This is a genomic window from Micromonospora sp. WMMD1082 (assembly GCF_029626175.1).
GTDB lineage: Bacteria > Actinomycetota > Actinomycetes > Mycobacteriales > Micromonosporaceae > Micromonospora.
In genome coordinates, this window is the sequence record NZ_JARUBM010000002.1 from 6,244,956 (window position 1) to 6,271,892 (window position 26,937).

At 72.0% G+C, this 26,937-nt stretch carries 25 protein-coding genes and 1 pseudogene; 20 read left to right on the forward strand and 6 right to left on the reverse strand.

The features are described 5' to 3' along the window. Positions 1–240: 240 nt before the first annotated feature. The 12 genes from O7615_RS28885 (at position 241) to O7615_RS28940 (ending at position 13,817) form a co-directional block, all read left to right on the forward strand. Complete coding sequence (locus O7615_RS28885) at positions 241–1,197, forward strand: ABC transporter substrate-binding protein (protein ID WP_278180935.1); 957 nt, start codon at positions 241–243, stop codon at positions 1,195–1,197. Then, entirely contained in the window at positions 1,194–2,030 is an 837-nt protein-coding gene (locus O7615_RS28890; RefSeq protein ID WP_278180936.1) for an ABC transporter permease, read from the forward strand. The genes O7615_RS28885 and O7615_RS28890 overlap by 4 nt, the downstream gene beginning before the upstream one ends. Continuing rightward, positions 2,027–2,860: an ABC transporter permease gene (locus tag O7615_RS28895; protein WP_278180937.1), complete on the forward strand. Its 834-nt coding sequence runs from the start codon at positions 2,027–2,029 to the stop codon at positions 2,858–2,860. The genes O7615_RS28890 and O7615_RS28895 overlap by 4 nt, the downstream gene beginning before the upstream one ends. Beyond that, positions 2,860–3,705: an ABC transporter ATP-binding protein gene (locus O7615_RS28900; RefSeq protein WP_278180938.1), complete on the forward strand. Its 846-nt coding sequence runs from the start codon at positions 2,860–2,862 to the stop codon at positions 3,703–3,705. Before O7615_RS28895 ends, O7615_RS28900 begins: the two co-directional genes overlap by 1 nt. Beyond that, positions 3,702–5,327 carry a thiamine pyrophosphate-dependent enzyme gene (locus tag O7615_RS28905; RefSeq protein WP_278180939.1) on the forward strand — a complete coding sequence of 542 codons (1,626 nt, stop codon included), beginning with the start codon at positions 3,702–3,704 and terminating at the stop codon, positions 5,325–5,327. Before O7615_RS28900 ends, O7615_RS28905 begins: the two co-directional genes overlap by 4 nt. A 60-nt stretch (positions 5,328–5,387) precedes the next feature. Further along, on the forward strand, positions 5,388–6,848 hold the full coding sequence (locus O7615_RS28910; RefSeq protein ID WP_278180940.1) for a benzaldehyde dehydrogenase: 1,461 nt from the start codon (positions 5,388–5,390) through the stop codon (positions 6,846–6,848). A 48-nt stretch (positions 6,849–6,896) separates the two neighbouring features. Then, positions 6,897–7,670 carry an IclR family transcriptional regulator gene (locus O7615_RS28915; RefSeq protein WP_278180941.1) on the forward strand — a complete coding sequence of 258 codons (774 nt, stop codon included), beginning with the start codon at positions 6,897–6,899 and terminating at the stop codon, positions 7,668–7,670. A 2-nt stretch (positions 7,671–7,672) separates the two neighbouring features. Then, positions 7,673–8,098 carry a hypothetical protein gene (locus O7615_RS28920; RefSeq protein ID WP_278180942.1) on the forward strand — a complete coding sequence of 142 codons (426 nt, stop codon included), beginning with the start codon at positions 7,673–7,675 and terminating at the stop codon, positions 8,096–8,098. After that, positions 7,993–8,856 (forward strand): MFS transporter, encoded by an 864-nt coding sequence (locus tag O7615_RS28925; protein ID WP_278180943.1) that lies wholly within the window; start codon positions 7,993–7,995, stop codon positions 8,854–8,856. The genes O7615_RS28920 and O7615_RS28925 overlap by 106 nt, the downstream gene beginning before the upstream one ends. Before the next feature lie 104 nt (positions 8,857–8,960). Then, entirely contained in the window at positions 8,961–10,130 is a 1,170-nt protein-coding gene (locus tag O7615_RS28930) for a 4-hydroxybenzoate 3-monooxygenase (RefSeq protein WP_278180944.1), read from the forward strand. 143 nt (positions 10,131–10,273) lie between these two features. Next, positions 10,274–11,704, forward strand: a complete 1,431-nt coding sequence (locus tag O7615_RS28935; RefSeq protein WP_278180945.1) for a PepSY-associated TM helix domain-containing protein — start codon at positions 10,274–10,276, stop codon at positions 11,702–11,704. A gap of 250 nt (positions 11,705–11,954) precedes the next feature. Further along, entirely contained in the window at positions 11,955–13,817 is a 1,863-nt protein-coding gene (locus O7615_RS28940; protein ID WP_278180946.1) for an adenylyl cyclase, read from the forward strand. A gap of 61 nt (positions 13,818–13,878) precedes the next feature. Here O7615_RS28940 and O7615_RS28945 read toward each other — a convergent pair whose 3' ends face one another. Then, positions 13,879–14,376 (reverse strand): GNAT family N-acetyltransferase, encoded by a 498-nt coding sequence (locus tag O7615_RS28945; protein ID WP_278180947.1) that lies wholly within the window; start codon positions 14,374–14,376, stop codon positions 13,879–13,881. 34 nt (positions 14,377–14,410) lie between these two features. Next, a pseudogene (locus tag O7615_RS34355) lies at positions 14,411–15,582 on the reverse strand (acyl-CoA dehydrogenase family protein). Between O7615_RS34355 and O7615_RS28965 the strand changes: the two are divergent. From O7615_RS28965 to O7615_RS28980, 4 genes are all read left to right on the forward strand, one after another. Beyond that, complete coding sequence (locus O7615_RS28965) at positions 15,469–15,717, forward strand: hypothetical protein (protein WP_278182342.1); 249 nt, start codon at positions 15,469–15,471, stop codon at positions 15,715–15,717. The pseudogene O7615_RS34355 and the gene O7615_RS28965 overlap by 114 nt on opposite strands. Positions 15,718–15,787: 70 nt before the next feature. After that, entirely contained in the window at positions 15,788–16,123 is a 336-nt protein-coding gene (locus tag O7615_RS28970) for a hypothetical protein (protein ID WP_278180949.1), read from the forward strand. Beyond that, positions 16,113–18,041, forward strand: a complete 1,929-nt coding sequence (locus O7615_RS28975; protein ID WP_278180950.1) for a caspase family protein — start codon at positions 16,113–16,115, stop codon at positions 18,039–18,041. The genes O7615_RS28970 and O7615_RS28975 overlap by 11 nt, the downstream gene beginning before the upstream one ends. Before the next feature lie 98 nt (positions 18,042–18,139). Next, positions 18,140–19,132: a DUF5937 family protein gene (locus tag O7615_RS28980; RefSeq protein ID WP_278180951.1), complete on the forward strand. Its 993-nt coding sequence runs from the start codon at positions 18,140–18,142 to the stop codon at positions 19,130–19,132. Here the strand turns inward: O7615_RS28980 and O7615_RS28985 are convergent, their stop codons facing one another. Then, entirely contained in the window at positions 19,133–19,525 is a 393-nt protein-coding gene (locus O7615_RS28985; RefSeq protein WP_278180953.1) for a RidA family protein, read from the reverse strand. It abuts the gene before it with no gap. Between the two features lie 278 nt (positions 19,526–19,803). Between O7615_RS28985 and O7615_RS28990 the strand changes: the two genes are divergently transcribed. The 3 genes from O7615_RS28990 (at position 19,804) to O7615_RS29000 (ending at position 21,250) form a co-directional block, all read left to right on the forward strand. Beyond that, positions 19,804–20,223: a hypothetical protein gene (locus O7615_RS28990; protein ID WP_278180954.1), complete on the forward strand. Its 420-nt coding sequence runs from the start codon at positions 19,804–19,806 to the stop codon at positions 20,221–20,223. A 62-nt stretch (positions 20,224–20,285) separates the two neighbouring features. Beyond that, the gene (locus O7615_RS28995) at positions 20,286–20,450 is read left to right on the forward strand and encodes a helix-turn-helix transcriptional regulator (RefSeq protein WP_278182276.1); all 165 of its coding nucleotides are present in this window, start codon (positions 20,286–20,288) and stop codon (positions 20,448–20,450) included. Between the two features lie 83 nt (positions 20,451–20,533). Next, positions 20,534–21,250 carry a DUF4386 domain-containing protein gene (locus O7615_RS29000; RefSeq protein ID WP_278180955.1) on the forward strand — a complete coding sequence of 239 codons (717 nt, stop codon included), beginning with the start codon at positions 20,534–20,536 and terminating at the stop codon, positions 21,248–21,250. 28 nt (positions 21,251–21,278) lie between these two features. Here O7615_RS29000 and O7615_RS29005 read toward each other — a convergent pair whose 3' ends face one another. Further along, the gene (locus O7615_RS29005) at positions 21,279–23,390 is read right to left on the reverse strand and encodes a cellulose binding domain-containing protein (RefSeq protein ID WP_278180956.1); all 2,112 of its coding nucleotides are present in this window, start codon (positions 23,388–23,390) and stop codon (positions 21,279–21,281) included. 334 nt (positions 23,391–23,724) lie between these two features. Between O7615_RS29005 and O7615_RS29010 the strand changes: the two genes are divergently transcribed. Continuing rightward, positions 23,725–24,615, forward strand: a complete 891-nt coding sequence (locus tag O7615_RS29010; RefSeq protein ID WP_278180957.1) for a glycoside hydrolase family 19 protein — start codon at positions 23,725–23,727, stop codon at positions 24,613–24,615. A 49-nt stretch (positions 24,616–24,664) separates the two neighbouring features. Here O7615_RS29010 and O7615_RS29015 read toward each other — a convergent pair whose 3' ends face one another. Together O7615_RS29015 and O7615_RS29020 are read right to left on the reverse strand one after the other, a co-directional pair. After that, positions 24,665–26,296 carry an isovaleryl-CoA dehydrogenase gene (locus O7615_RS29015; RefSeq protein ID WP_278180958.1) on the reverse strand — a complete coding sequence of 544 codons (1,632 nt, stop codon included), beginning with the start codon at positions 26,294–26,296 and terminating at the stop codon, positions 24,665–24,667. Next, on the reverse strand, positions 26,293–26,892 hold the full coding sequence (locus tag O7615_RS29020; RefSeq protein WP_278180959.1) for a TetR/AcrR family transcriptional regulator: 600 nt from the start codon (positions 26,890–26,892) through the stop codon (positions 26,293–26,295). The genes O7615_RS29015 and O7615_RS29020 overlap by 4 nt, the downstream gene beginning before the upstream one ends. Positions 26,893–26,937 lie beyond the last annotated feature (45 nt).

The following is a 26,937-nucleotide window of genomic DNA, read 5'->3' on the forward strand; positions in this document are numbered from 1 at the left end:
TATCTCGAACGTAATGCCATCCGGCGGCATCCGTCAACGCGCCGCGACCTGTGGACTTCTCGACGTCCGTCCCGTTGCAGAAATGTTGCGGGGACCCGTTGACGTGAGCCAGGCCACGTGCAAACGTTCTATATGAGAACAGCCGTTCGGTTAGCGAACAGCTTGGGAAGCTCCTCCGGACCAGCACCCACCACACCCCCCGGTCCCCCTCCACGGACCGCCGGACGCGGGAGTACCTGTATGCGCCGTGTAGTCGTATCCGCCATAACCGCCGCCGCCCTGCTGACCTCCGTCGCCGCCTGCGGCGCCGACGACGAGGCCGGCGGGGCCGAGGGCACCACGAAGGTCAAGGTCGGCGCGATCCCGATCGTCGACGTGGCGCCGCTGCACCTCGGCGTCTCGAAGGGCTTCTTCGCCGAGGAGGGCATCGAGGTCGAGGTGGTCAACACCACCGGCGGCGCCGCCGCCGTGCCGGGCGTGGTCAGCGGCGAATTCGACTTCGCCTTCGGCAACGTCGTCTCGCTCATCGTGGCCCGCTCGCAGAACATCCCGCTCAGGGCCATCGCCGAGGGCAACTCCTCCACCGGCGAGCAGGGCGGGGACTTCGGTGGCGTGGTCGTACCCGCCGACAGCCCGATCACCGGCCCGGCCGAGCTGGCCGGCAAGACCGTCGCCGTGAACAACCTCAAGAACATCGGCGACACCACCGTGCGCGCCTCGATCCGCAAGGCCGGCGGCGACCCGTCGGGCGTGCAGTTCGTCGAGCTGCCCTTCCCCGACATGCCCGCCGCGGTGAGTGGCAAGCGGGTCGACGCCGCCTGGATCGTCGAGCCGTTCTTCACCGTCGCGCAGGATCAGGGTGCCAGGGTGATCGCCTCCAACTTCGTCGACACCGCGCCGGACCTCACCGTCGCCGCGTACTTCACCACGGAGCGGACCATCCAGGAGAAGGGTGACCTCACCCGGCGGTTCACCGCCGCGATCGAGAAGTCCCTGACCTACGCGCAGGAGCACCCGGACGAGGCGCGTGCGGCCCTGCTGACCTACGCCCAGATCGACCCGGCGGTCGCCGAGAAGATCACCCTGCCGGGCTGGTCGGGCCAGATCAACCGCGAGTCCGTGCAGACCATGGCCGACCTGATGCTCGCCGATGGTCTGATCTCCCAGCAGGTCGACATCGCGGAGCTGCTCCCGTGACATCCACCCTGGCACCGGCGACCCGTGACGCGCGGGCCGCCGGTGCCGGCCGGAACCGGCTGCCCGGCGGCACCGCGCTGCTCGGCGTGCTCGGGTTCGCCACCTTCGTCGCGCTGCTGGAGGCGGTGCCGCGCCTCGGCCTCGTCTCGCCGGACTACCTGCCGACGGCCAGCCGGGTCGTGACTGCCCTGGGCGACCTGCTCGGTGAGTCGACCTTCTGGGCCGCCCTCGGCGACACCATCCGGGGCTGGTTCCTCGGCCTCGCCATCGCGGTGGTCCTCGGCGTCGTCGTCGGGTTCGTCATCGGCACCGTCCCGATCCTGCGCGAGGCGACCGCCTCGACCATCGAGTTCCTGCGACCGATCCCCTCGGTGGCGCTCATCCCGCTGGCCGTGCTGGTCTTCGGCACCAGCCTGCGCTCGGTGCTGCTGCTGGTGGTCTACGCCGCCTTCTGGCAGGTGCTGGTCCAGGTGCTCTACGGCGTCCAGGACGTCGACCCGGTCGCGCAGGAGACCGCCCGCACCTTCGGTCTCGGGCGCCTGGCCCGCATCCGCCACGTCACCTGGCCGACCGCGCTGCCCTACCTGCTCACCGGCGTACGCCTGGCCGCGGCGGTCGCCCTGATCCTCGCCATCACGGCCGAACTCGTCATCGGCGCCCCCGGCCTGGGCAACGAGATCACCGCCGCGCAGTCCGGCGGCGCCGTGGCGCGCATGTACGCGCTGATCATCGTCACCGGGCTGCTCGGCGTGGCGGTCAACCTGCTGGCCCGACGGCTGGAACGGTGGGCGCTGGCCTGGCACCCGTCGGTACGCCGGGAGGTGTCGGCATGAGCGAGGTGCGGGCCGCAGGGCAGACCGGAAGGAGCCCGACGGACGTCGTACGGGCGGTCGTCCGCAGCACGCTCGCCGTCCTCGCGCTGCCGGTCGCGCTGCTGGCCGTCTGGTGGGTACTCAGCGCGGACAGCGAGAGCTACTACCTTCCGCCGCTGTCGGAGATCCTCGCCAGCGTCGCCGACACGTGGGTGCACTCCGGCCGCCTCGGCACCGACGTACTGCCCAGCGTGCTGCGCCTGCTCGGTGGCTTCACCCTGGCCGTGCTGCTCGGGGTGGCGCTGGGCGTGGCGATCGGGTCGTCGCCCCGGCTGCGGGCCTTCTGCGAGCCGGTGCTGGAGTTCCTCCGGGCCATCCCGCCACCGGTGCTGGTGCCGGTGCTGATGCTCTTCGCCGGCATCGGTGACACCATGAAGGTGCTGGTCATCGTCTCCGGTTGTGTGTGGCCGATCCTGCTCAACACCGTCGAGGGCGTACGGGCCGTGGACGAGGTGCAGGTGGAGACCGCGCGCTGCTACGGCGTACGTGGCCCGGCCCGGCTCTGGCACCTGATCATCCGCTCGGCCAGCCCGCAGATCGTCACCGGCATGCGGCAGGGCCTCTCCATCGGCATCATCCTCATGGTCATCAGCGAGATGTTCGCCGCCAGCAACGGGCTCGGATTCAGCATCATCCAGTTCCAACGGACCTTCGCCGTCACCGAGATGTGGACCGGCATCCTGCTGCTCGGGCTGCTCGGCTTCCTGCTCGCCACCGCCATGAGAATCTTCGAGCGACGCGTCCTGAACTGGTACTTCGGCCTGCGTCAGGCCCAGCGAGGGAGCAACTGATGAACGACACCCGCACCGAGGCGCTGCTCGACGTACGCGGCGTGCGCAAGGTGTACGAGGGGCACGGCCGCAGCGTCGAGGCGGTCCGCGACCTCACCTTCTCCGTCGCCAGGGGTGACCTGGTCTGCGTGGTCGGCCCGTCCGGCGCCGGCAAGACCACCCTGCTCAAGTGCATCGCCGGCCTGCTCGCCCCGACCTCCGGCGAGGTGGTGCTGGAGGGCGAGGCGGTCAACGGGCCACCGCCGGGCATGGCGGTGGTCTTCCAGGAGTACGGCCGCAGCCTGTTCCCCTGGATGACCGTGCGGGGCAACGTCGAACTGCCGCTGAAGCAGAAGAAGCTGCCGAAGGCGCGCCGGGAGGAGCTGATCCACCGGGCGCTGGAGGCCGTCGGCCTGGCCGACGTGCACGGGGCGTATCCATGGCAGCTCTCCGGCGGCATGCAGCAGCGGGTCGCGATCGCCCGAGCCATCGCGTACGAACCGCACATCCTGCTGATGGACGAGCCGTTCGCGGCGGTCGACGCACAGACCCGGGCGGACCTGGAGGACCTGGTCAGGTCGCTGTGGCAGCGGCTCGGCGTGACCACCCTGTTCGTCACCCACGACATCGACGAGGCGGTCTATCTCGGCCAGCGGGTGCTGGTGCTCTCCGCCTCACCGACGATCGTGCTCGACGACGTCACCATCGACCTGCCCGACGAGCGCGACCAGCTCTCGACCCGCTCGTCGGCCCGCTTCACCGAGCTGCGCGGGCACGTCTTCGCGCAGATCCAGCGGGCGAAGAAGCAGAACGGTGACAGCCACGCCCGCGTCGGCAGCGAGCAGCCAACGGTGGCGGCCCCGTGACCGGGTCGCGCCAGACGACGACCGTCCGGGACGCCACCCTCGACGTGCTGCGGCAGCTCGGTGCGCACCGGATCTTCGCCAACCCCGGCTCGACCGAGGTGCCGTTCCTCACCGACCTGCCCGACGCCCTGGAGTTCGTCCTCGGCCTGCACGAGGGCTCGGTGGTCGGCATGGCCACCGGCCACGCCATCGCCACCGGGCGGCCGGCGCTGGTCAACCTGCACACCACCGCCGGGCTCGGCAACGCCGTCGGCGCGCTGGCCACCGCCCGGGTCAACCGCGCCCCGCTGGTGGTGCTCGTCGGCCAGCAGGACCGCCGTCACCTCGCGCTGGAACCGTTCCTCGCCGGGCGGCTCGACGGACTCGCCGGGACGTACCCGGTCTGGGCCAACCAGCCGGTGCTGCCGCAGGACGTACCGGCGGCGGTGCGGCGGGCCTGGCACGAGGCCGTCGCGCACCGTGGGCCGGCCATCGTGGTGGTGCCGATGGACGACTGGTCGGCGCCGATGGAGCCGGCGCTCGGTCTGGCCGCCCCGCTCACCGTCCGCCGCGCCGATCCCGGCGCGGGCACGGCCGCGCGGGAGGTGGCCGGGCTGCTCGACGACGCCGCCGCCCCGGTGGTGGTGGTCGGTGCCGGCGCGGACGACCGGAAAACCTGGGACGCCCTGGTCAAGCTGGTGGAGCGGCTCGGCGCACCGGTGTGGCAGGAGCCCTTTGGTGCCCGCGCCGGCTTCCCGCAGGACCATCCGCGTTTCGCCGGGCACCTGCCGGCCGGCCGGTCCCGACTGCGGGCCGTGCTCGGCGGGCACGACGTGGCCCTGGTGGTGGGCACCGGGGCGTTTCGGCAGTACCCGTACGAACCCGGCCCGCTGGTGCCCGACGGCCTGACCGTCGCGGTCGTCTCCGACGACCCCGACGAGCTGCACCACAGCAGCGCCGAGCTGGCCGTGCTGGCCGACCCGGCGACGCTGTGCGCCGCGGTGGCCGCGCAGCTCACCGCCCGCCCGGCCGTCGCACCGGCGGTGCGGGCGGAGAGTACGGCGGGCCTCGCGCCGCCGGCCGCCGGTGAACCGATGCGACCCGAGCACGTCTTCGTCGCCCTCGCCGAGCGGCTGCCCCGCGACGTGGTGCTGGTGGAGGAGACCCCGTCCAGCCGGCCCGACCTGCACCGGCTGTTGCCGGTCCGGCAGCCCCGGGGCTTCGTCAGCGCGGCCATGGGCGGGCTCGGCTTCGGCCTGCCCGCCGCCGCCGGCCTGCGCCTCGGCGACCCGTCCCGGCCGGTCGTCGCGGTGCTCGGCGACGGGTCGTCGCTCTACGGCATCCAGGGGCTGTGGAGCGCCGCCCGGTACGGCTGCGGCGTGCTGTTCGTGGTGCTCTCCAACGGCCGGTACGCCGTCATGGACCGCCTCGCCGACCGGGCCGGCGGCAAGGCACCCTGGCCCGCCTTCGACGACGTACGCGTCCACGACCTGGCGCGCGCGCTGGGTTGCCCCGCCCGCCGGATCACCGATCACGCCGACCTGCTCGCCGTGCTGGACGAGGTCGTCCCCACCCTGGCCGACCGCACCGAACCGCTGCTGCTCGACGTACCGGTGCACGCCGGGGCGTACGTCGAGCCCTGACCACCCGCGCATCCCGCACCCGCACCCGCACCCGCACCCGCACCCGCAAGGAGGACCACGATGCCCCTGCTCGACACCGGAATCTGGCACGGCACGCTCTACAGCGACGGCTGGGTGGAGGCGGCCGGTGGCACGGCCGCCGTCCGTTCCCCGGCGACCCGGGAGGAGATCGGACGGGTCGGCGTGGCGGACCCGGGTGACGTGGCGCGGGCCTGCGCCCGGGCCGCCGCGGCCCAGCGGGACTGGGCGGCGACCAGCTACCCCGAACGGGCCGCGGTGCTGCGCCGGGCCGGTGCGCTGTGGGAGCAGCACGCCGCCGAGGTCGGCGACTGGCTGGTCCGCGAGGCCGGGTCGATTCCGCCGAAGGCCGATGTGGAGACCGCCACCGCGGCGCAGGAGTGCTACGAGGCCGCGTCGCTCGCCTCGCACCCGCTCGGCGAGATCATCCCGAGCGCTCAGCCGCGACTGAGCCTGGCCCGCCGGCTGCCGGTCGGGGTGGTCGGTGTCATCGCCCCGTTCAACTTCCCGCTGATTCTGGCCATCCGTTCGGTCGCACCGGCGCTGGCGCTCGGCAACGCGGTGGTGCTCAAGCCGGATGCCCGCACCGCGGTCTGCGGCGGGCTGGCCATCGCGCGGATCTTCGAGGAGGCCGGGCTGCCGGAGGGACTGCTGCACGTCCTGCCCGGCGGCGTCGAGGCCGGCGAGGCGCTGGTCACCGACCCGCACGTCCGGGTGATCAGCTTCACCGGGTCGACCGCCGCTGGCCGCCGGGTCGGCGCGGCCGCCGCGCGTCACCTGAAGCGGGCGCACCTGGAACTCGGCGGCAACTCCGCGCTGGTGGTGCTCGACGACGCCGACCTCGATCTCGCCGCCTCGGCCGGTGCGTGGGGTTCCTTCCTGCACCAGGGCCAGATCTGCATGACCACCGGCCGGCACCTGGTGCACGAAAGCCTCGCCGAGCGGTACGTGGCGGCGCTGGCCGCCAAGGCCGACCACCTACCCGTCGGTGACCCGGCCAAGGAACAGGTGGCACTCGGACCGATCATCGACGAGGGGCAACGCGACAAGATCCACACCCTGGTCACCGCGAGCGTCGAGGCGGGCGCCCGGCTCGCCGCCGGCGGCACCTACGACGGGCTGTTCTACCGCCCGACCGTGCTCGCCGACGTCACCCCGGACACCCCCGCGTACGCGCAGGAGGTCTTCGGCCCGGTCGCCCCGGTGCTCCCCTTCACCGACCTGGACGAGGCCGTCGCCCTGGCCGGCGGCACCGAGTACGGGCTGTCGCTCGGCATCCTCAGCCGCGACGTGATGCGGGCGATGGCCCTGGCCGAGCGCATCCCCAGCGGCATCGTGCACATCAACGACCAGACCGTCAGCGACGAGGCGGTGGCCCCGTTCGGCGGGGTCGGCGCCTCCGGCACCGGATCCCGGTTCGGTGGGGCGGCGGCCAACGTGGAGGCGTTCACCGAGACGCAGTGGTTGACCGTGCAGGGCGACATCACCCGCTACCCGTTCTGAGCCGGGGCGGCGGTCGTGGCGGGCGGAACGCGGTCCCCGGGAGCGTCGGTGACCTCGCGGGTGCTGGCGATCCTCGGTGCGTTCGACGTGACCCACCCGGCGCTGGCGCTCAGCGACATCGCCCGGCGTGCCGACCTGCCGCTGGCCACCACGCACCGGCTGGTCGCCGAGTTGGTGGCCGGCCGGGCGCTGGCGCGCGGCGCCGACGGCACGTACACCATCGGGGTGCGGCTGTGGGAGGCCGGGCTGCTCTCGCCGCTGCACACCCGGCTGCGTGAGGTGGCGCTGCCGGACCTGCAGGAGCTGTACACCACCGTCCGGGAGAACGTGCACCTGGCGGTCCGCGACGGCGCCGAGGCGCTGTACGTGGAGAAGGTCACCGGTCACCGCTCGGTGCCGACCATCTCCCGGACCGGCGGCCGGTTGCCGCTGCACGCCACCGGGGTCGGCAAGGCGCTGTTGGCGTTCGCCCCACCGGAGGTTGTCGCCGGTTACCTGAGCCGGCCGCTGCGCCGCTGCACCGCGTACACCATCACCGAGCCGGGCCGGCTGGCCCGCGAGCTGGCAACGATCCGCGAGCGCGGCTGGGCGCGTACGCACGAGGAGATGACCCTCGGCTCCTACTCGGTCGCCGTCCCGGTGCGCGACGCCGACGGTACGACCCTGGCCGCGATCGGCGTCGTCGGGCACAGCCTCGGTGCGGCCGGACAGCGGCTGGTGCCGGCACTGCGCGCGGCGGCCGAGCGGGTGGGTGCCCGGCTGGCCGAGGCGCAGTGGGGGTCGCCGCCGCACCCGCCGACGCGGCAGCGGGCGAGCGCCTGAACATGCGCACCGAACAGGCACCCGGTCGCACCGCCGTCCCGTCCGCCGCCGGCCCCGGCGTGCTGCTCGGCGTCGTGCTGCTGGCGCTGAACCTGCGGGCGGCCATCGCGGTGCTCTCCCCGCTGCTGCCCGACGTGCAGGCCGACCTGGGGCTGGGCAACGTCGGCGCGGGCCTGCTCACCGCCCTGCCGGTGCTGTGCTTCGGGCTGTTCGCGCCGCTCGCCGCGCTGCTCGGCCGGCGGGTCGGTGTGGAGGTGGCGTTGCTGGCCGGGATGCTCGGCATCGTCGCGGGCAGTGCGCTGCGGGTGGTGCCCGGGATCGGGTGGATGTTCGCCGGGACGCTGCCATCGGCGCGGCCATCACCGTCGGCAACGTCCTGGTGCCGACGGTGGTCAAGCAGGACTTCGCCCACCGGCAGGGCGGCGTGACCGCGCTGACCACGGCGGCGTTGACCGGCGGTGCCGCGCTCGCGGCGGCGCTCGCCGCGCCGCTGGCGCAGACCGGGCTCGGCTGGCGCGGCACCCTGCTGCTGGTCGGTGGACTCGCCGCCGTCGCGGCGGCGGTGTGGGCACCGCGGCTGCACCGCCGGCACCCTCCGCCCCCGATCGCCGTCGGCCGGACGTCGGTGCTGCGCTCGCCGATCACCTGGGCGCTCGCCGTGTTCATGGGCATGCAGTCGCTGACCTACTACGCGCTGCTGGCCTGGCTGCCGACGATCCTGCGCGACGGTGGCGCTTCCGCGGCCGATGCCGGCTGGGCGCTCGGGCTGTTCAACCTGCTCGGCATCGCCACCGCCGTCGCCGCCCCGGCGGTGGCCGGCCGGCTGCGCGACCAGCGCCTGCTCGGTGTGCTCGTCGCGGCGGCCTGGGCGGTGGGCCTGGCCGGTCTACTGGCCGCACCGACCCTCTACCTGCTCTGGTCGGCGGTGGCAGGGCTGGCACAGGGCGCCGGGATCGGCCTCGCGCTGACCCTGATCGTGCTGCGCGCCGGCGGAGCGCAGTCGGCCCGGCAGCTGTCCGGGACCGTGCAGTCGGTCGGCTACCTGGTGGGCGCCGCCGGCCCGCTGCTGCTCGGTGGGCTGCGCGACGCCTCCGGCGGCTGGTCGGTACCGCTGGCCGCGCTCGCTGGCGCCGCCGTCGCCATGGGCATCGCCGCCTGGTGGGCCGGGCAGGCCCGCCAGCTCTAGCCGTGCTTCCACTGGGCGGAAAGCGGCAGCGGCGCTGCCGGGCGCCAACCGGCAGGCTGGTCCCGGGTGACAATGTCGCCCCACCATGCAATGAAGGAGGCAGGATGCGCACCCAGGTCGGCATCGTCGGGGCGGGACTGGCCGGTCTCATGCTGTCGCACCTGCTGCACCGGCACGGCATCGACTCGGTGGTGCTGGAGAGCCGCAGCCGGGAGTACGTGGAGCAGCGGGTGCGCGCCGGGGTGCTCGAACAGGGCTCGGTCGACCTGCTCCGGGACACCGGGCTGGGGGCGCGCCTGGACCGGGAGGGGATGCGGCACGAGGGCATCGAGCTGCGTTTCGACGGTGAGTCACACCGGGTGCCGATGACGGAGCTGACCGGGCGGGCGATCACCGTGTACGGGCAGCAGGAGGTGGTCAAGGACCTGATCGCCGCCCGGCTGGCCGCCGGCGGGACGATCCTGTTCGAGGCCGAGGCGGTCGACCTGACCGGTCTGGACTCCGCGCCGGTGGTCCACTTCCGCCAGCAGGGCCGCGACGAGGAGCTGCACTGCGATTTCGTGGTCGGCTGTGACGGCTTCCACGGGGTGAGCCGGGCCGCCGTGCCCGACGGGGTGCTGCGCACGTACGAGCGGGTCTACCCGTTCGCCTGGCTGGGCGTCCTCGCCGCCGCCCCACCCGCGGTGGACGAGCTGATCTACGCCCACCACGAGCGGGGCTTCGCCCTGTACAGCCTGCGGTCGCCGGAGATCTCGCGGCTCTACCTCCAGGTGCCCGCCGAGGAGGACATCGCCGACTGGCCGGACGAGCGGATCTGGGCCGAGTTGCGCACCCGGCTGGAGACGGTGCCGGGCTGGACGCTCAACGAGGGCCCGATCCTGGAGAAGGCGATCACCCCGCTGCGCAGCTTCGTGGTCGAGCCGATGCGGTGGCAGCGGCTCTACCTGGCCGGCGACGCGGTGCACATCGTCCCGCCCACCGGCGCCAAGGGCATGAACCTGGCCCTCGCCGATGTCGCGCTGCTCGGTGACGCCTTCGCGGCCTGGTACGCCGACGGCAGCGGCGACCTGCTCGACGCCTACTCGTCGACCGCGCTGCGCCGGGTCTGGCGGGCCCAGCAGTTCTCCTGGTGGATGACCTCGATGCTGCATCGACTCAACGCCGACGACCCGTACGAGGTGAAGCTTCAGTCGGCCACCCTGCGCTACGTGACGACCTCCCGGGCGTACGCGACGAGCCTCGCGGAGAACTACGTCGGCCTGCCGCAGGTGTGAATCCGCGCGGGCTGACGCGTCCCGCCGGGAACCCCGGCGGCGCGGTGTCCGACTAGTGCGGTGTCCGGGCGTCGGACAACACTGACCCGAGGGCACGGGCCAGCTTCACACACGTACACCTGCTATTCCGATCGGAAAAGCGTATGTCTCTGACTGAGCTCTCTGGCGCCCCGACGCCGGATCCCGCCGCCGGCGCCGAGCCGGCCGTCCGCCCGCAACGACGCCCCTCGCCGCTGGCGGCGCTGCTGGTCCGCCTGCACTTCTACGCGGGCATCCTGGTCGCCCCGTTCCTGGTGGTCGCGGCGCTGACCGGCCTGGCGTACACCATCACGCCGCAGCTGGACCAGATCCTCTACGGCGACCAGCTCACCGTCGCCGCCGTCGGTGACCAGCCGCGACCACTGGCCGAGCAGGTCACCGCCGCGCGGGCCGCCCACCCCGACGGCAGCCTCACCGCCGTGTCGCCGGGCGCGGGTGACCGGACGACGCAGGTGGTGTTCGCGCTGCCGGAGCTGGGCGACAAGCAGCACACCGTCTACGTCGACCCGTACACGGCCGAGGTGCGCGGGCAGCTGACCACCTGGTTCGGCGCCACCCCCGCCACCACCTGGCTCGACGACCTGCACCGCAACCTGCACCTGGGCGACCTCGGGCGGCACTACTCCGAGATCGCCGCCAGCTGGCTGTGGGTCCTGGCGCTCGGTGGGGTGATCCTGTGGTGGCGCCGCCGCGGCAACGGGCGGGGCCGCGCGAAGCACCTGCTGGTGCCGGACCTGTCGGCCGGCAAGGGGGTACGGCGTACCCGTGGCTGGCACGCCACCACCGGGGTCTGGCTCGCCATCGGCCTGCTGATCCTCTCCGCGACCGGGCTGACCTGGTCCCGGTTCGCCGGGGAGAACTTCGCCGCCGGGTTGGCCGCCCTCGACGCCAACCGGCCCACGTTGTCGACCACCCTGGACGGTGCTCCCGCCGCCGGTGGCGGCGAGCACCAGCACGGTGGCGCGCCACCGGCCGAGGCCGATCCCGCGACCTTCGACCGGGTGCTCACCGTCGCCCGGGATGCCGGCCTGTCCGGACCGGTCGAGATCAGCCCGGGTGAGCCCGGGGCCGCCTGGAGCGTCGGGCAGACCGACGACCTCTGGCCCGTGGGGCGGGACCGGGTGGCCGTCGACCCGGCCACCGGGGCGGTCACCGCCCGCAGCGACTTCGCCGACTGGCCCCTGCTGGCCAAGCTGAGCAACCTCGGCATCCAGGCCCACATGGGACTGCTCTTCGGCGTGGTCAACCAGATCCTGCTCGCCGCGATCGCCGTCGGGCTGCTCTGCGTGATCGTGTGGGGCTACCGGATGTGGTGGCAGCGCCGACCCACCCGCGCCGAGCGGCGCGCCCTTGTCGGCGCCCCGCCCGCCCGTGGTGGCGTACGCGGTCTGCCGCTCTGGGCCCTGCTGCTCGGCGTACCGCTGACGGTCGCCCTCGGCTGGGCCCTGCCCTGGTTCGGCGTCACCCTGCTCGCCTTCCTCGTCATCGACATCACCCTGGCCCGAATAGCCCACCACCGCCGCCCCACCCCCTAACCCCCTCCCTCCCCCACTCCCTGCGGTTGATCATGAAGTTGTTGTCGCGACACGCCGATGTGCGCGACAACAACTTCATGATCGCCGAGGGGAGACCATGGCGCGCGGCGGCGTTACGGGGTAGAAACATGTCAACCCGTTTCTTCACACCGTGATACAAGTCCAGCTCGGCAAGAGAGCGCTCTCACATGCCGTGGTCCACCATGTCGTCGGGCGGTAGCTCCGACCGCCCGACGGGAAGGACGAACGTATGCCGACCCCACCACATCGCCGGCGACTCGGTCGGGCACTGGCCTTCGGCCTCGTGCTGACCACCGCCGCCGTCACCACCAACACCCCGGTCAGCGCGGGCCCGCCCCGACCGGCCACGCCCCACCTCGGGCCCAACGTCACCATCTTCGACCCGAGCATGCCGGTCAGCCAGATCCAGGCGACCCTCGACGCGGCACACGCCGCGCAGGTCGACAACGAGATGGGCACCACCCGGCACGCCTACCTGTTCCGGCCGGGCAGCTACGGCACCGCCGAGCAGCCGCTGCAGATCAAGGTCGGCTACTACACCGAGATCTCCGGGCTGGGTGCCTCCCCCACCGACGTGGTCATCAACGGCAAGATCGAGGCGTACAACCGCTGCCTCACCGAGGGCGGCACCGCCAACTGCATCGCGCTGGTCAACTTCTGGCGCACGCTGAACAACCTGTCACTGTCGATCAACGCCGCCGGCCAGGACGACTGCCGCGCCTCGGCCAACTTCTGGGCGGTGTCCCAGGCGGTCTCGATGCGCCGGCTCGACATCAGCGGCGGCGGGCTGTCGCTGATGGACTACTGCACCAACGGGCCGCAGTACGCCAGCGGCGGCTTCATCGCCGACTCCCGGCTGCCGGCCACCACCAACGGCTCCCAGCAGCAGTGGCTGACCCGCAACAGCGAGATCGAGAGCTGGTCCAACGGCGTGTGGAACCAGGTCTTCGCCGGGGTGGTCGGCGCACCCGACGACGCCGACTTCCCCGACCCGCCGTACACCACCCTCGACCGGACCCCGCTCAGCCGGGAGAAGCCGTACCTGTTCGTCGACGCCAAGAGCAAGTACCAGGTCCGGGTGCCCGCCGCCCGCCGGGACACCCGGGGCATCACCTGGGCCAACGGCCTGACGCCGGGGCGGACCATCCCGATCGACAAGTTCTTCGTCGCGAAGCCGTCCGACCCGGTGCGGGTCATCAACGCCGAACTCGCCCGCGGCAAGCACCTGCTGCTCACCCCCGGGGTGTACGACGTGGCGCGCAGCATCGAGATCCGCCGGCCCGACACGGTCGTGCTCGGCCTCGGGCACGCCACCCTGACCGCAGTGAACGGCGCGGTGCCGCTCGACGTCGCCGGCGTACCCGGCGTGGTGATCGCCGGGGTCACCATCGACGCCGGGCTCAAGGAGTCGCCGGTCCTGCTGCGGGTGGGGCAGAAGAAGGGCCGCCACCACAGCACACCGAACAACCCGACGACGCTCTCCGACGTCTACTTCCGGATCGGCGGGCCGCACATCGGCAAGACGGACACCGCGCTGGAGGTCAACAGCGACCACGTCCTGATCGACCACACCTGGGTGTGGCGGGGTGACCACGGCGTCGAGGGCTTCACCGAGGGCGTCAACGGCGACACCGACCGCTGGCGCACCAACACCGGACGCTACGGCGCGATCATCAACGGCGACCACGTCACCGCCACCGGCCTGTTCGTCGAGCACTTCCAGCGGTACAACACGGTGTGGAACGGCGAGCACGGCACCACGATTCTCTACCAGAACGAGCTGCCGTACGACCCGCCGACGCAGGCCGACTGGATGAACGGCAAGGTCAACGGCTGGGCCGGTTACAAGGTCGGTGACCGGGTCCGCCACCACACCCTGTACGGCGGCGGGGTGTACGTGTTCAACCAGAACAACCCGTCGATCCGCACCGAGAACGGCTTCGAGGTGCCGGTGCGGCCGGGCATCCGGCTGCACCACATCATGACGGTGAACCTCAGCGCCGGCACCATCGACCACGTGGTCAACGGCGTGGGCGAGGCGGCCGACATGGACCGCGTCGGCGTACCCGTCTACCTCAAGCGTTACCCGTAGGAAGGTGAGCAGGGGCCCCTCCTCGACCTGCGGTACGGGAGGGGCCCCTGCTGACAACTGCTCAGTCGACGACCGGGCTGCGCCGCTCCAGCAGGACGACGTCGCGCCAGCGGCCGTGCTGGCGGCCCACCCGCTCGCGGGTGCCGACGACCCGGAAGCCGGCCCGTCGGTGCAGGGCGAGACTGGCGACGTTCTCGGGAAACACGCCGGACTGGATCGTCCAGATGCCCGCCGCGTCGGTCGAGTCGATCAGGGCGTCGAGCAGCAGCCGGGCCACCCCACGCCCCCGGGCCTCCGGGTCGACGTAGACGGAGTGCTCCACGACTCCGGCGTAGACCGCGCGGGACGAGGTCGGCGACACCGCGATCCAGCCGAGCAGCGCCCCGCTGCCGGCCACCGCCACCAGCCGGTGCGCCGGCAGCCGGCCGGCGTCGAAGTCGGCCCAGGACGGCGCGACGGTCTCGAAGCTGGCGTCCCCGCCGTCCAGCCCGGCCTGGTAGATCGCCAGCACCCGGTCGGCGTCATCGGTCCGCATCGGACGCAGCGTCACGCCGGCCATGCGACGGCTCCATTCGCGTCGTGGGCGGGGTTCGTCATGCCAGGTGCCCGCCCAGTTTCGTGTAGCCGCGCAGCAGGTCGCGGGAGATGATCAGCCGCTGCATCTCGTCGGTGCCCTCGAAGATCCGGTAGAGGCGCACCTGCCGGTACCAGCGCTCGATCGGCAGCTCGCGGGTGTAGCCCATGCCGCCGTGGATCTGGAGCACCCGGTCCACCACCCGGTTGACCATACCCGCACCGTAGAGCTTCGCCATCGAGGAGGCGTGCCGCGGGTCCAGACCCGCATCGACCGTCCAGGCGGCACGCAGGACGAGCCAGCGGGCCGCCTCCAACTCGGTCTCCGAATCGGCGATCATCCACTGGATGGCCTGGTTGGTGCCGATCGTCGCGCCGAACGTCTCCCGGGTGTTGGCGTACTCGATCGCCATTCGCAGCGCCCGTTCGGCGATGCCGAGGGCGTGCGAGGGGATGACGTAACGGCCCTTGCCGATCCACTGCATGCCGAGGTGGAAGCCCTGACCGACCTCACCGAGGATGTTGCGGTGCGGCACGCGTACGTCGTCGAAGATCAGCGACGCCGGCCCGCCCTCGCCCATGGTGGGGATGAACTCCGACCGCCAGCCCATCGCCCGGTCCACCAGGAACGCGGTCGCCCCGCCGTCGCGGGCACCCCGCTCGGGGTCGGTGACCGCGATGACGATGGCGAAGTCGGCGTCGTTGCCGCCGGTGATGAAGGTCTTCTCACCGTTGAGGATCCAGTCGTCGCCGTCCCGGCGGGCGCGGAGCCGGATGTTGGCCGCGTCCGAGCCGGCGCCCGGCTCGGTGATGGCGAAGCAGGAGATCCGCTCACCCTCGATCGTGGGCAGCAGGAACTCCCGCCGCTGCTCCTCGGTGGCGTGGAAGAGGATGTTGTCCGCCTCGCCGCCGAAACGAACGGCACGTACGTGCGGCCGATCTCCGTCCAGATCAGCGACTGGAGTACGGCGGGGAGGTCCATGCCGCCGTACTCCTGCGGCGTGGCCAGTCCCCAGAAGCCGAAGGTACGCGCCTTGAGCTGCAACTCGCGCAGCTCGGAGCGCTCCAGGCCGAGCCGGTGGGCCCGTTCCCGGCGCAGCAGCTCCTGCTCCAGCGGCATGACCTCTCTGGTGACGAAGTCGCGGGCCGTGTCGCGGATGGCCCGTTCCTCGTCGGACAGCCCGAAGTCCATGTGCTCACCGACTCCTCTCCCGGACGCGCGCCCTCCGCGCGCACCGCCGTTGACGTGGCCACTGGCGTGACGGTCCGCGCCAGTAAATCCGACCCGGTGGCCGACAGCATCACCGGCCCGATGTCCTTGATCTGATAGTCGAGATCGGCGGCAGTGCCTACCATTCATCGCCGCAGTGGCGGAATCAGTGAACGGGAGTGCCACCATGCCATCCGGTAAGCGCATCACTCTCTCCGCCGACGACTCGCCCGGCGAGATCGACTCGCTCTACACCTGGCTACACGGCACCTCGGGGTTGACGGTCGACTTCACCGCCGGCGCCCCGCCGGCAGGCCGGCAGGGCGCCGCCGACCTGGTGACCGTCGTCTTCGGTGCCGGCGGTGCCGGTCTGGTCGTCGTGCAGGTGCTGCGAAGCTGGCTGGAGTCCCGGCGATCGATCGTCAAGCTGCACGTCAAGATCGGCGACCGTGAGTTCGACCTGGACGCGACCAACGCCGACGAGATCCTGCCGCTGCTCGAGGAGTTCCTGCGTGACTCCTGACTGGCCGGACCACCGGCGGTCACTCGCGATCCTGGTCGGCACATCGTCGTACACCCGAGGTCTGCCCACCTTCTCGGCGGCGGTGAACAGCATCGGTCGGCTGAGCGACCTGCTCACCGGGCCGCTGTGCGGCTGGCCGGCGGACCGGGTCGTCGTCATCCGGGATCCCCGCAACCGAGCCGAACTCGAACCGCGGCTGATCGACCTCATCGAGCCGGTCACCGACGTGCTGCTCTTCTGCTACATCGGGCACGGCCAGGTGGCGTACAACGACGATCTGTCGATGGGGCTCGTGGAGACGAGCAACGAGCGTACGAAGCGGGGCGCGACCGGCTTCCTGCTGTCGACGCTCCGGGACATGCTCTCGGTCAGCGAGGCCCGGGTGAAGGTGCTCGTGCTGGACTGCTGCTTCTCCGGCATCGCTACGGTGAACCGGCAGTCGGCGGTCGACGAGGCCGCGATCCGGGAGGACATCACCCGGGTAGCCGGGGCGTACACGCTCACCGCCAGCGAGGCGTACACCTCGGCGACCTACGAGTCGGGGCGCGGCGCTCTGACCCACTTCACCCGCGCGCTGGTCGAGGTGATCGAGGAGGGTGTGCCGGGGCGAGGCGACGTCCTGACCCTCGACGACATCTTCCCGAGCCTGCGCGATCGGCTGGTCAGGCAGGGGCGTCCACGTCCGACCCGGCTCAGCGTGGACGGCGGGCCGGGTTTCGTTCTCGCGCTCAACGGGAAGCGGCCGGCTCCGATCGTCCCCGCCCCGGCCCGGGAGACCTTCCGAGCAACCCGAGCAGTTCTCCGGCCGGCCCCGGCGATTCCCGGGCCGCCCGCGCGAACGGTGCGATCCGCGGCCGCACCTCCGGCCTGGCGGCGCGGGCGCTGGGCCCTGCTGGCTCTCGCCGTGCTGGCGATCGCCCTCACCTACGTCTTCACTCAGCCGGACAAACCCCGAGATCCCAGCACGCCGAACACCACAGGGAGCAGCACGCCTGCGCAGGAACCGTCCAGCGGGGTGCTCTGGACGGTCAGCAACAACGCGTCGGGCTTCGCGATAAGCCCGAACGGCCGACTGCTCGCCACCAACGACCTCAAGACCCGCGTCTGCCTGTACGACCTTGTCGACGACAAGGAGCTGCCGTGCCTGACCAACCCGTCGAAGTTCGGCCTGAGCCCGATCGGTTCGCTCGCGTTCAACAAGGACAGCACCACCCTGGCGAGCACCAGTGCAGATGAGATCATTCTCTGGGACGTACCGAGCCGGAAGATCGTCGCGCGGCTCGCCGATTCGGACGCGGCCGAGTTGGCCTTCAGTTCCGACGGCCGCAGCCTGGCGGTCTCCACGAAAGAGACGTCGGATGGCCGGATCCACCTGTGGGACCTGGCTTCCCGCAAGCGAGTGGCGCGGTTCGGCGGCCTGTTCAACTCGTCTCCGCTCGTCATCAACAAGCAGGGCACCACTCTTGCCGGCGTCGGGGCGAACTACGCGGTCCGCACGTGGCGGCTGTCGTCCCGCGAGCAGACCGCCGAGATGCGGCCGGAGCCACCCACCGACGCGTTCCCCGGCTACTCCGCCGCGTTCCGCCCCGACGGCAAGACCCTCGCCACCGGCGGCGGCGACGGCGCGGTCCGGCTGTGGAACCTCGGTACGCGAAAGCAGAAGCTGACGCTGACCGGCCACCAGGGCGTCGTCTCGGGCCTGGCCTTCAGCCCGGATGGCTCGCTGCTGGTTAGCGTCGGCTGGGACGGAACCGCGCGCCTCTGGGACGTGGCGAAGGGCAAGGCGATCGGCGAACCGCTCGGCCAGTCGCAGTACCAGCTCGTCAACGTGCTCTTCCACCCCGGTGGCGGGCGGGCGTACACCCTGGACACGAGCGGCACCGTCCGCTTCTTCACGGTCCCGGCCACACCGGCCTGAGACCACCGCCGGCCGGCCACCGGGCAGGATGGCAGGTGGGTGGGGCACGCAGGGCCGTCGAGTTCTCGACCGAGGGTCCGCGCGGCTATCGTGACCGGGTGCCGCGTCTGGTCTTCTCCGGTGTGGACCTCGGCCTGATCCGCTTCGCGATCATGCCCTTCCAGGAGACGTTGAAGGCGGCCCGCGGTTTGGGCCTGCGTCAGCCGCCCGCCGGTCTGGCCGGGTGGCGGCACGCCGTCCGGCCGCTGCTTCCGGCAGCCGCGATACCGGCGCTGGCACTCTGCGGCGCGCACCCCGTCCGCCTGCCGGATTTCCTCACCCCGCAGCCGGCGTCGCAGCCGCAGTCCTTCGAGGACGAACTTGCCGCCGCGCTCGGCGATCCGGCCGCCCCGGTCGGGCCGGACACCGTCCAGTTCGCCACGGCGCTGCGCACCGCCCCGCCGGTGGTCGACGACCTGATTCAGCATCCGGACCGGAGCCGGCGAGCCCTCGCCCGCTCGTTCGCGGCGCTGCACCGAGCCGTACTCGCGCCCGACTGGCCGAGGTTGCAGGCACAGCTGGCGGCCGACGTGTCGTACCGGGCCCGGCTGGCCGCGCGGCACGGCGTGGCGACCATGCTCAGCACGCTGTGCCCGCGCCTCGTCCGCTGGGAGTACCCGTACCTGGAGTTCGTCGGGCCGCCGGCCGAGGACTACCCGTTGCGCGGACGGGGGCTGGTCCTCGTGCCCAGCATGTTCCTCACCGACGGGGTGCATCGGCAGCTCAACGACCGGCAGCAGCCGATGTTGTTCTACCCGGCCCGTACCGCGACCGAGTTCTGGCGCGACGGTGCCCGCTTCGCGGGACCGGACGGGCGGCTGGCCGGGCCGGTCGGTGTGCCGCGCGCGACGGTGCTGCGGGCGTTGGCCGACCGGCCCGGCCTCGGCACCGGCGAGGTCGCCGGGGTGCTGGGCGTGGCGCCGTCGACCGCGTCGGCGCACCTGGCGAGGCTGCGCCGCGCCGGGCTGGTCAGCACCGTACGATCGGCCCGCCGGGCCCGGCACGAGCTGACGCCGCTGGGCTGGCAGCTACTGGACGCGAACGTCGCGTAGTCAGTCGACCGCGATCGCCTCGATCTCGAGCAGCCACTCCTCGGCGTAGATGTCGGCGATGATGATGGTGAGCGCGGGGGCGTGGTCGCCCAGGACCTCCTGCCGGATCCGCCCGCTGGCCGCCCGGTGGCTGCGGTCGGCGAGATAGATCGTCACCTTGGCGAGGTGGTGGATGCCCATGCCCGCCTCGGCCAGCACCGCGAGCAGGTTGCGCCAGGTGAGGCGGCACTGTGCGTCGAAGTCCGCCGGTACGACGCCGTGCTCCGCCCACGGCACCTGGCCGCTGACGAAGACCATCCGGCGGGCACCGGAGACGACCGTGCCGTGGGTGTACGTCGGGCCGGGGTCCGGCAGGGTCGCCGGGTTGAGCTGCTTGATCTCCAAGGTCTGCATGGCCCGGACGGTAGCCACACGACCGCCCGGGTCCGAACGCTTCGACGGATCGTCGAAGCATGCCCCGCGTTCCGCCCCCGGCAAGATCCGCGCAGTTTCCCTGATGTTGCTGCCTCCGGCGCTGCCGAGGCAGCAGCATCCCTGAAGTTGTGCGGATCATGAGCGGGCCGGAGGTGGGTCCGCCGGCCATCGAGGAGGGGCGTGGTAAGAATTCTTGACATCATGTCAGTGCCGCTTTACCTTGGTGATGTTAGGTTTTCTATACATGGGAGCTGGACATGTCCGCTGAGGAGAAGCGCGCCTGGATCTACGCCGTGGTCGCCGTCGGCGTCTCCGCGGTCTACTTCGTCACCGTCCTGTCGCAGGTGCCGGGCGCGGACGTCGCGCAGATCGCCTACGTGCGGCCGATGCTCACCGCCATCGGCGCCGGGATCGCCCTGGGCATCGTCGCCAGCATCGCCGCCGCCGTCGTCTCGCCGAGGGAGGCCGACCGGACGGACGAGCGCGACCGGCAGATCCACCGGCTGGGCGAGTACGTCGGGTTCTACGTCATGAGCATCGCCGCGATCGTCCCGCTCGCCCTGACCATGGCGGGGGTCGCCCACTTCTGGATCGCCAACACGCTGTACCTGGCGTTCGTGCTGGCCGCGCTCGCCTCGTCGATCGTGAAGATCGTTTCGTACCGCCGAGGAATCTAGCCATGGTCAAGCCCACGAAGGTCACGAACTCGATCCGGGCGCTGCGGTTCGCGCACGGGGAGATGACGCAGGCGGAGCTGGCCGACCGCGTCGGCGCGACCCGGCAGACCATCGCCGCCATCGAGAAAGGTCGATACTCGCCGTCGCTGGAGATGGCCTTCCAGATCGCCCGGGTCTTCGACGTGCCGCTCGACGACGTCTTCGCGTACCCGGACTCCACGGACTAGCCACCCCACCACCGCAACCGGCGCGCGAGGAGATCGTCTCGCGGGCCCGGCCCGTCACGCCCACATCCCCAAGGAGGAGCCCCATGCCCACCCCTCGACGCCTGGCCCGTATCGCCGGACTGCTCTACCTCATCATGGGCGTCTGTGGCGCCTTCGCCGAGATCGTGCGCGTCACGGTGTACCGGCCCGGCGACGCCGCCACCACGGCGGCCAACGTCGCGGCCCACGCCGGCCTGGTCCGCGCCAGTGTCGTGGCCGACCTGGTCGCCGTCCCGACCGGTCTGTTCACGGCGATGGCCCTGTACCTGCTGCTCAAACACGTACACGCCAACGCGGCCCGGGCGATGGTGGCCCTCCTGGGGATCGCCGCCGCCATGATGACCCTCAACCTGGCGCACCAGTACCAGGCGCTACTGGTCAGCGACGCCGCCTACACCGGCGCGTTTGCCGGGCCGGGATCCGACGCGCTGGTACTGCTCATGCTCGACCTGCACCACTCCGGATACCTCATGACGCAGGTCTTCTTCGGCCTGTGGCTGCTCCCGATGGGCTACCTCGTCTACCGGTCCGGCATGATCCCGCGGGTGATCGGGGTCCTGCTCGTGGTCGGCTGCCTCGGCTACCTCGTCGACACGTTCGCCCGGTTCGCCGCCCCCGAGCTGGGCGCGGCGCTGAGCCCCTACGCCGTCACCCCGCCCGCGGTCGCCGAGGTTTCGATGATGCTCTGGCTGCTCGTCAGGGGCGTCAACGTCCCGCAACCGGACCGTCCTGCGGCCCGCGCGGCCGCGGTCAATCCCTGACCGCGGCCCACGCGGGCCCTGGCTGGCCTCACAGGATGGTGCAGAGCGTCCCGTTGAGCCGGAAGGCGGTCGGCGGGACGTTCGGGCCGCCGTACTCCCCGACGAAGCCGGCACTCGTGCTGCCCCCGGCGGGTATCCGGCGGTTGTCGTCGGTGTTGGTGACCCGCACGGCGGTGCCGACCTGCTCCCAGTTCGCGCTCCAGCCGCTGCTCACCTGCTGCCAGGTGGTCGGCCAGGTCCACGTCAGCGTCCAGCCGTCGACCGGGGCCGTGGCGTTGTTGACGATGTCGACGTTGGCCACGTAGCCGTTGCCCCAGTCCGTCGTGTTGGTGAAACGGACGCCGCAGGCGCTGGTGGCCGGGCTGCCGGTGGTGAAGGTGAGCGGCGGGGAGGCCCAGGAGACCCGGCCCGCGGTGTCGCGGGCCAGCACGTTGACCGTGTACCTGCCGCCCGGTTCGAGGTTGTCGACGGTGAGCGTGGTGCCCGCCGTCTCGCCGAGTTGCTCGCTGACCGCGCCGTGCTGCCGATACACCTCGTACTTGGCGATCGGGCTGGCGCCCCGGGTGGCCGCCGGCCAGGAGATCGTCGCGGCCCGCTCGGTGATGTCGCCGGCGCTGGGCTGGCCCGGCGCGCCGGGCTGGCCGGTGGCGGTGGCGGCCGGACGCACCACCAGGGTGGTCAGCGAGTACGGCGGCAGCGTCCGGCTGGTCGCGCTGCCGGTCCGGCTGGTGGCGATGGCGGTGGCGCCGTTGGTGTGGGTGTGGACCGTCGGCGCACCGGTCGACGGGGCGAACCCGGCGTAGTCGATGGTGACCGGGTACGCGTTGTCCGGGTCCTTGTTCACCAGCAGCACCGCGACCTCGCCGTTGGCCCGCCGGACCGCGTGCGCGCCCACCAGCGGCTGATCCGAGCCGGCGCGGATGAACTGGTCACCGGTGGTGGCGAAGAGGCTCATCATGGACATCCCGTAGTACGACGCGAAGGGCGTGTCCGCCGGTGGCTCGCAGACCGAGCCGTCCGGGGTGCAGGTGCCGCTGGAGAGCATGCCGAAGTCGTTGTAGTCCGTCTGGCCCGCGACGGTCGACACCGTGCCGATGCCGTTGCGCACGTTCCACCAGTGGACGGTGAAGACGCCGCTGGCCAGCAGCCCGCTGTAGGCGTCGGCCAGGAAGAGCGCGGCCGGCTGGCTGGTCATGCCCGAGGAGGTGACGTTCACCTCGGTGAGGCTGATGCCGATGCGCGCGGCGTTCGGCCCGGCGTACCGGGTGATCTGCTGGCGCAGCAGGTGGACCGCGTCGGTGATGTGGCTGGTCCGGGGCAGCGACTCGGCGGCGCTGCCGCCCGGGTACCAGTGCACGTCGACGAAGTCGATCTTCGGCCCGGCGATGGAGAGCACGGTCTGGTTCCACGGACCCGGGTCGTCGCCAGCGGTCAGGCCGTCCGGCCAGTTCGCCGGCATGGTCAGTACCGCGCCGACCTTGATGGTGGGGTCGACCGCCTTCATCGCGTCGGCGTACTCGACCACCAGGTTCGCGTAGTAGGTCGGGCTCTTGTCGGGGTGGTGGTCGGCCTCCCAGTCCGCCCCGTAGTGGCCGTTGCCGTAGTTCTCGTTGCCGACCGTCCAGTACCGGGCGCCGTAGCCCTTCGTCACGTTGGCGTACCGCACCCAGTCGGCCGCCTCCTGCGGCGTGCCGGTGCCGTAGTTGGCGATGATCATCGGCTGGGCACCGGTCCGCCGCACCCCGGCCATGAACGTGTCGAAGTCGGTGTTCGGGGCGACGTAGCCACCGGGTGCCGTGTGGTCCGCCCAGTGGTAGATGTCGGCGTACGAGCCGCCGGGGTAGCGCAGCATCTGGACGCCGGCTTCGCGGAGCAGGTCGGACGTCTCGGTGGTGCCCAGGCGCGAATCCCAGATGGCGTGGTTGACGCCGAGTGCGGTGTCGGGCATGGTGGCCAGCCCGGCGCGGGCGTTCACCGTCACGGTCACCGGCGCCGCCGCCGCACTGACGCTCGGCGGGTTGACTCCGGTCAGCGCACCCGTGGCGAGCAGCAGGCCGGCCGCGAGTGCCGCGCCGCGGCGTCGGGACCGCAGCAGCGGTGGGACAAGGGGTCGAACACCGTACCTGTTCGAGGTTCTCATGGTCTTCCTTCGTTGATCACGGCGGAGATCCGCTTGCCCCCGAACCCTCGTCGGACGGGCTCGGGGGCAAGCGGACGCGGAGGCGACTCCGGTCGTCTGCCGTCGTCCCCCGGGACCGTGACGGTCCCGGTTGCCCATCGGGCGACGGTCACTCACGCGCGCGACAACGCATCGACGAACAAGAATCCCATACCACCCGTGGTCGACTCAACGGTTCATCCCGGGCATCCACCCCACGGTTTAGTAAAGTTTATGAACAGTAGGTGTTACCATCACGGCTGTCGATGTGCGATCCGGCCGTCGACGTCCGCTCCCCATCGGAAGGAGTGATCACATGTCGAGATTGCGCGCCCTGGCCGCGCTCGCGGCACTGACGCTCGCCGGCGCGCTGCTGGCGGTCATCCCGTCGACCGCCGCCTCCGCCGCCACCTGCGCCACGCCGTGGCAGTCCTCGGCCGTCTACACCGGAGGCATGCAGGTCTCCCACAACGGCCGCAACTACCAGGCGAAGTGGTGGACCCAGAACGAGGCCCCACCCGGCACCTCGGGGGTCTGGCAGGATCTCGGCGCCTGCGGCGGCAGCACCCCGCCGCCCACCAACCCCGGTGGCTTCGTGGTCACCGAGGCCCAGTTCCACCAGATGTTCCCGGGCCGCAACTCCTTCTACACGTACTCGGGGCTGGTCTCGGCGCTCGGCGCCTACCCGGCGTTCGCCCGGACCGGCGGCGCCACCGTCCAGCGCCAGGAGGCCGCCGCCTTCCTGGCCAACGTGTACCACGAGACCGGCGGCCTGGTGCACATCGTGGAGCAGAACACGGCGAACTACCCGCACTACTGCGACAGCAGCCAGTCGTACGGCTGCCCGGCCGGGCAGGCCGCCTACTACGGGCGCGGGCCGATCCAGCTGAGCTGGAACTTCAACTACAACGCGGCGGGCAACGCCCTCGGGCTGCCGCTGCTGACCAACCCCTGGTTGGTGCAGAACGACGCCGCCGTGGCCTGGAAGACGGCGATCTGGTACTGGATGACGCAGAACGGCCCCGGCACGATGACCGCCCACAGCGCGATGGTCAACGGTGCCGGTTTCGGTCAGACCATCCGCAGCATCAACGGCTCGATCGAGTGCAACGGCGGCAACCCCGGCCAGGTGCAGAGTCGGGTCACCCGGTACCAGCAGTTCGTGGGCATCCTCGGGGTGCCCGCCGGAGCGAACCTCTACTGCTGACACCACCCGTCCGGCGCCGCCCCGGTCACCTCCGGCGGCGTCGGACCGGTCAGCCCACCTTCGGGGTGGCCCGATCGATGATCGCGGCGAAGTCGACCCCGGCCGGCAACGTGCCGTACGCGTGCCCCCGGTCGCCACCGAGCCGGGAGGCGCAGAAGGCGTCGGCGACGGCGGGGTGACCGTGGCGCACCAGGAGCGCGCCCTGGAGCACCAGCGCCAACTGCTCGACCAGCCGACGGGCGCGTACCTCCAGGTCGGCCGGATCGGCCAGGGCGGCCTGGACCTGGCGTACCGCGGCGTCGAGCCGGGCGTCCGCGCCCGCGGCGGCGCCCAGCTCGGCGCGGAACGCCGCCATCACCTCGGGCTGGCTGGCCAGCGCGCGCAACACGTCCAGCGCGGCGACGTTGCCGGAGCCCTCCCAGATGGAGTTCAGCGGCGACTCGCGGAACAGTCGCGGCATGCCGGACTCCTCGACGTAGCCGTTGCCGCCCAGGCACTCCAGCGCCTCGGCGGCGTGCCCCGGCCAGCGCTTGCAGACCCAGTACTTGCCGACGGCGAGGGCGATCCGCTTGAACGCGGTCTCCCCCGCGTCGCCCCGGGCGGACCGGTCGGTCGCCCCGGCCAGCCGCATCATCAGCACGGTCGCCGCCTCGGACTCCACCGCCAGGTCGGCCAGGACGTTGCGCATCAACGGCTGCTCGCTCAGGTACCGGCCGAAGGCCCGGCGGTGGGCGGCGTGGTGCACGGCGGTGATGAGCCCCTGGCGCATGCCGGCCGCCGCGCCGATCACGCAGTCGAGACGGGTCAGGTTGACCATGTCGATGATGGTGCGGACGCCCCGACCCTCGTCGCCCACCCGCCAGGCGACCGCGTCGTCGTACTCGACCTCGCTGGAGGCGTTGGACCGGTTGCCGAGCTTGTCCTTCAGCCGCATCAGCCGCATCGGGTTGCGGCTGCCGTCGGGAAGCACGCGCGGGACGAGGAAGCAGGTGAGCCCGCCCGGCGCCTGGGCGAGCGTGAGGAAGACGTCGCACATCGGCGCGGAGGTGAACCACTTGTGCCCGACGAGCCGGTAGCCGCCGTCCGGCCCGGGACGCGCCACGGTGGTGTTGGCCCGCACGTCGGAGCCACCCTGCTTCTCCGTCATCGACATGCCGGCCAGCAGCCCCCGCTTGGCCAGCGGTACGCGCAACCCGACGTCGTACGTCCGGGCGGTGAGCAGCGGCTCGTAGCGCGCGGCCAGTTCGGGGGCGTGCCGCAGCGCCGGCACCGCCGCGTACGTCATCGAGATCGGGCAGCCGTGACCGGCGTCCGGGCGCCAGGTGTAGAACTTCGCCGCCCGCGCCACGTGCGCACCGGCCCGCTCGTCGGCCCAGGGCGCGGCGTGCAGGCCGTGCTCCACGGCGGTCCGCATCAGCTCGTGCCAGGACGGGTGGAACTCGACCTCGTCGACGCGGTGACCGTAGCGGTCGTGGGTACGCAGCACCGGCGGGTGTTCGTTCGCCAGCCGGCCGTGCTCCGCCGCCTGCTCGGTGCCGGCCAGCCGGCCGAGTGCGTGCAGGTCGGACGTGGCCCAGCCGGCGCCCTCGCGGACCAGCCCGTCGAGCAGGGCGGGATCGTCCGCGACGTCGTGGCCGGCCAACGGCGGCACCTGGTTGAACACCTCGTGTGTGGTGGTCACGGCGAAACTCCCAACGCGCGGTGGATGAAGGTGGTCAGCCCGCCGATGGTGTCCGGGCCGGCAACGCCGGCGGCCAGCGGGCCCACCATCGCCTCGGCCAGGGCGCCGACCACGGCGGTGGAGGTCAGCTCGGGGTCCTGCGGCGGCAGCTCCCCGCTGGCCACGCCGTCGGCGACGTAGCCGGCGATGAGCGTGGCGTGGGCGCGCCGGAAGGCCAGCCGCTGCGCCTCGACCGCCGGGTCGACCGGCTCGGCGAGCAGCGCGTACGCCAGTCGCGGGGACTGCAGGGCACGGCCGGAGAAGGTCTCGATGACCGCGCGGACCCGGGCGGCGGCGCCGGCCTGCCGCGCGGCGGCCCGGGTGACCGCGTCGACCTCGCGCTGGCTGGCGGTGCGGAACACCTCGGCGAAGAGGTCGGCCTTGGCGGGGAAGTGCCGGTAGACGCTGCCGGTGGCCACGCCGGCCCGCTCGGCGACGGCGGCGACCGAGCAGCCGGCGTACCCGTGCTCGGCCAGGATGCCGAGGGCGGCGTCGACGATCCGCTCCCGGGAGGCGGACAGTCGCGCCTTCACCCGCTCGGTGCTCCGGTAGGCCACGCAAGGATTGAATCACCATTCATTCCTTGCCGACAAGACCTCACG

Bases quoted from the DNA above. Each gene is read 5' to 3' on its own strand.
- O7615_RS28940 (WP_278180946.1), top strand. From the start codon at position 11,955: ATGCCGACCCCACCACATCGCCGGCGACTCGGTCGGGCACTGGCCTTC.
- O7615_RS28995 (WP_278182276.1), top strand. From the start codon at position 20,286: ATGACGCAGGCGGAGCTGGCCGACCGCGTCGGCGCGACCCGGCAGACC.
- O7615_RS28970 (WP_278180949.1), top strand. From the start codon at position 15,788: ATGCCATCCGGTAAGCGCATCACTCTCTCCGCCGACGACTCGCCCGGC.
- O7615_RS28910 (WP_278180940.1), top strand. From the start codon at position 5,388: ATGCCCCTGCTCGACACCGGAATCTGGCACGGCACGCTCTACAGCGAC.
- O7615_RS28920 (WP_278180942.1), top strand. From the start codon at position 7,673: ATGCGCACCGAACAGGCACCCGGTCGCACCGCCGTCCCGTCCGCCGCC.
- O7615_RS28945 (WP_278180947.1), bottom strand. From the start codon at position 14,376: ATGGCCGGCGTGACGCTGCGTCCGATGCGGACCGATGACGCCGACCGG.
- O7615_RS29000 (WP_278180955.1), top strand. From the start codon at position 20,534: ATGCCCACCCCTCGACGCCTGGCCCGTATCGCCGGACTGCTCTACCTC.
- O7615_RS29005 (WP_278180956.1), bottom strand. From the start codon at position 23,390: ATGAGAACCTCGAACAGGTACGGTGTTCGACCCCTTGTCCCACCGCTG.
- O7615_RS28985 (WP_278180953.1), bottom strand. From the start codon at position 19,525: ATGCAGACCTTGGAGATCAAGCAGCTCAACCCGGCGACCCTGCCGGAC.
- O7615_RS28900 (WP_278180938.1), top strand. From the start codon at position 2,860: ATGAACGACACCCGCACCGAGGCGCTGCTCGACGTACGCGGCGTGCGC.
- O7615_RS29010 (WP_278180957.1), top strand. From the start codon at position 23,725: ATGTCGAGATTGCGCGCCCTGGCCGCGCTCGCGGCACTGACGCTCGCC.
- O7615_RS28930 (WP_278180944.1), top strand. From the start codon at position 8,961: ATGCGCACCCAGGTCGGCATCGTCGGGGCGGGACTGGCCGGTCTCATG.
- O7615_RS28990 (WP_278180954.1), top strand. From the start codon at position 19,804: ATGTCCGCTGAGGAGAAGCGCGCCTGGATCTACGCCGTGGTCGCCGTC.
- O7615_RS28885 (WP_278180935.1), top strand. From the start codon at position 241: ATGCGCCGTGTAGTCGTATCCGCCATAACCGCCGCCGCCCTGCTGACC.
- O7615_RS28895 (WP_278180937.1), top strand. From the start codon at position 2,027: ATGAGCGAGGTGCGGGCCGCAGGGCAGACCGGAAGGAGCCCGACGGAC.
- O7615_RS28935 (WP_278180945.1), top strand. From the start codon at position 10,274: ATGTCTCTGACTGAGCTCTCTGGCGCCCCGACGCCGGATCCCGCCGCC.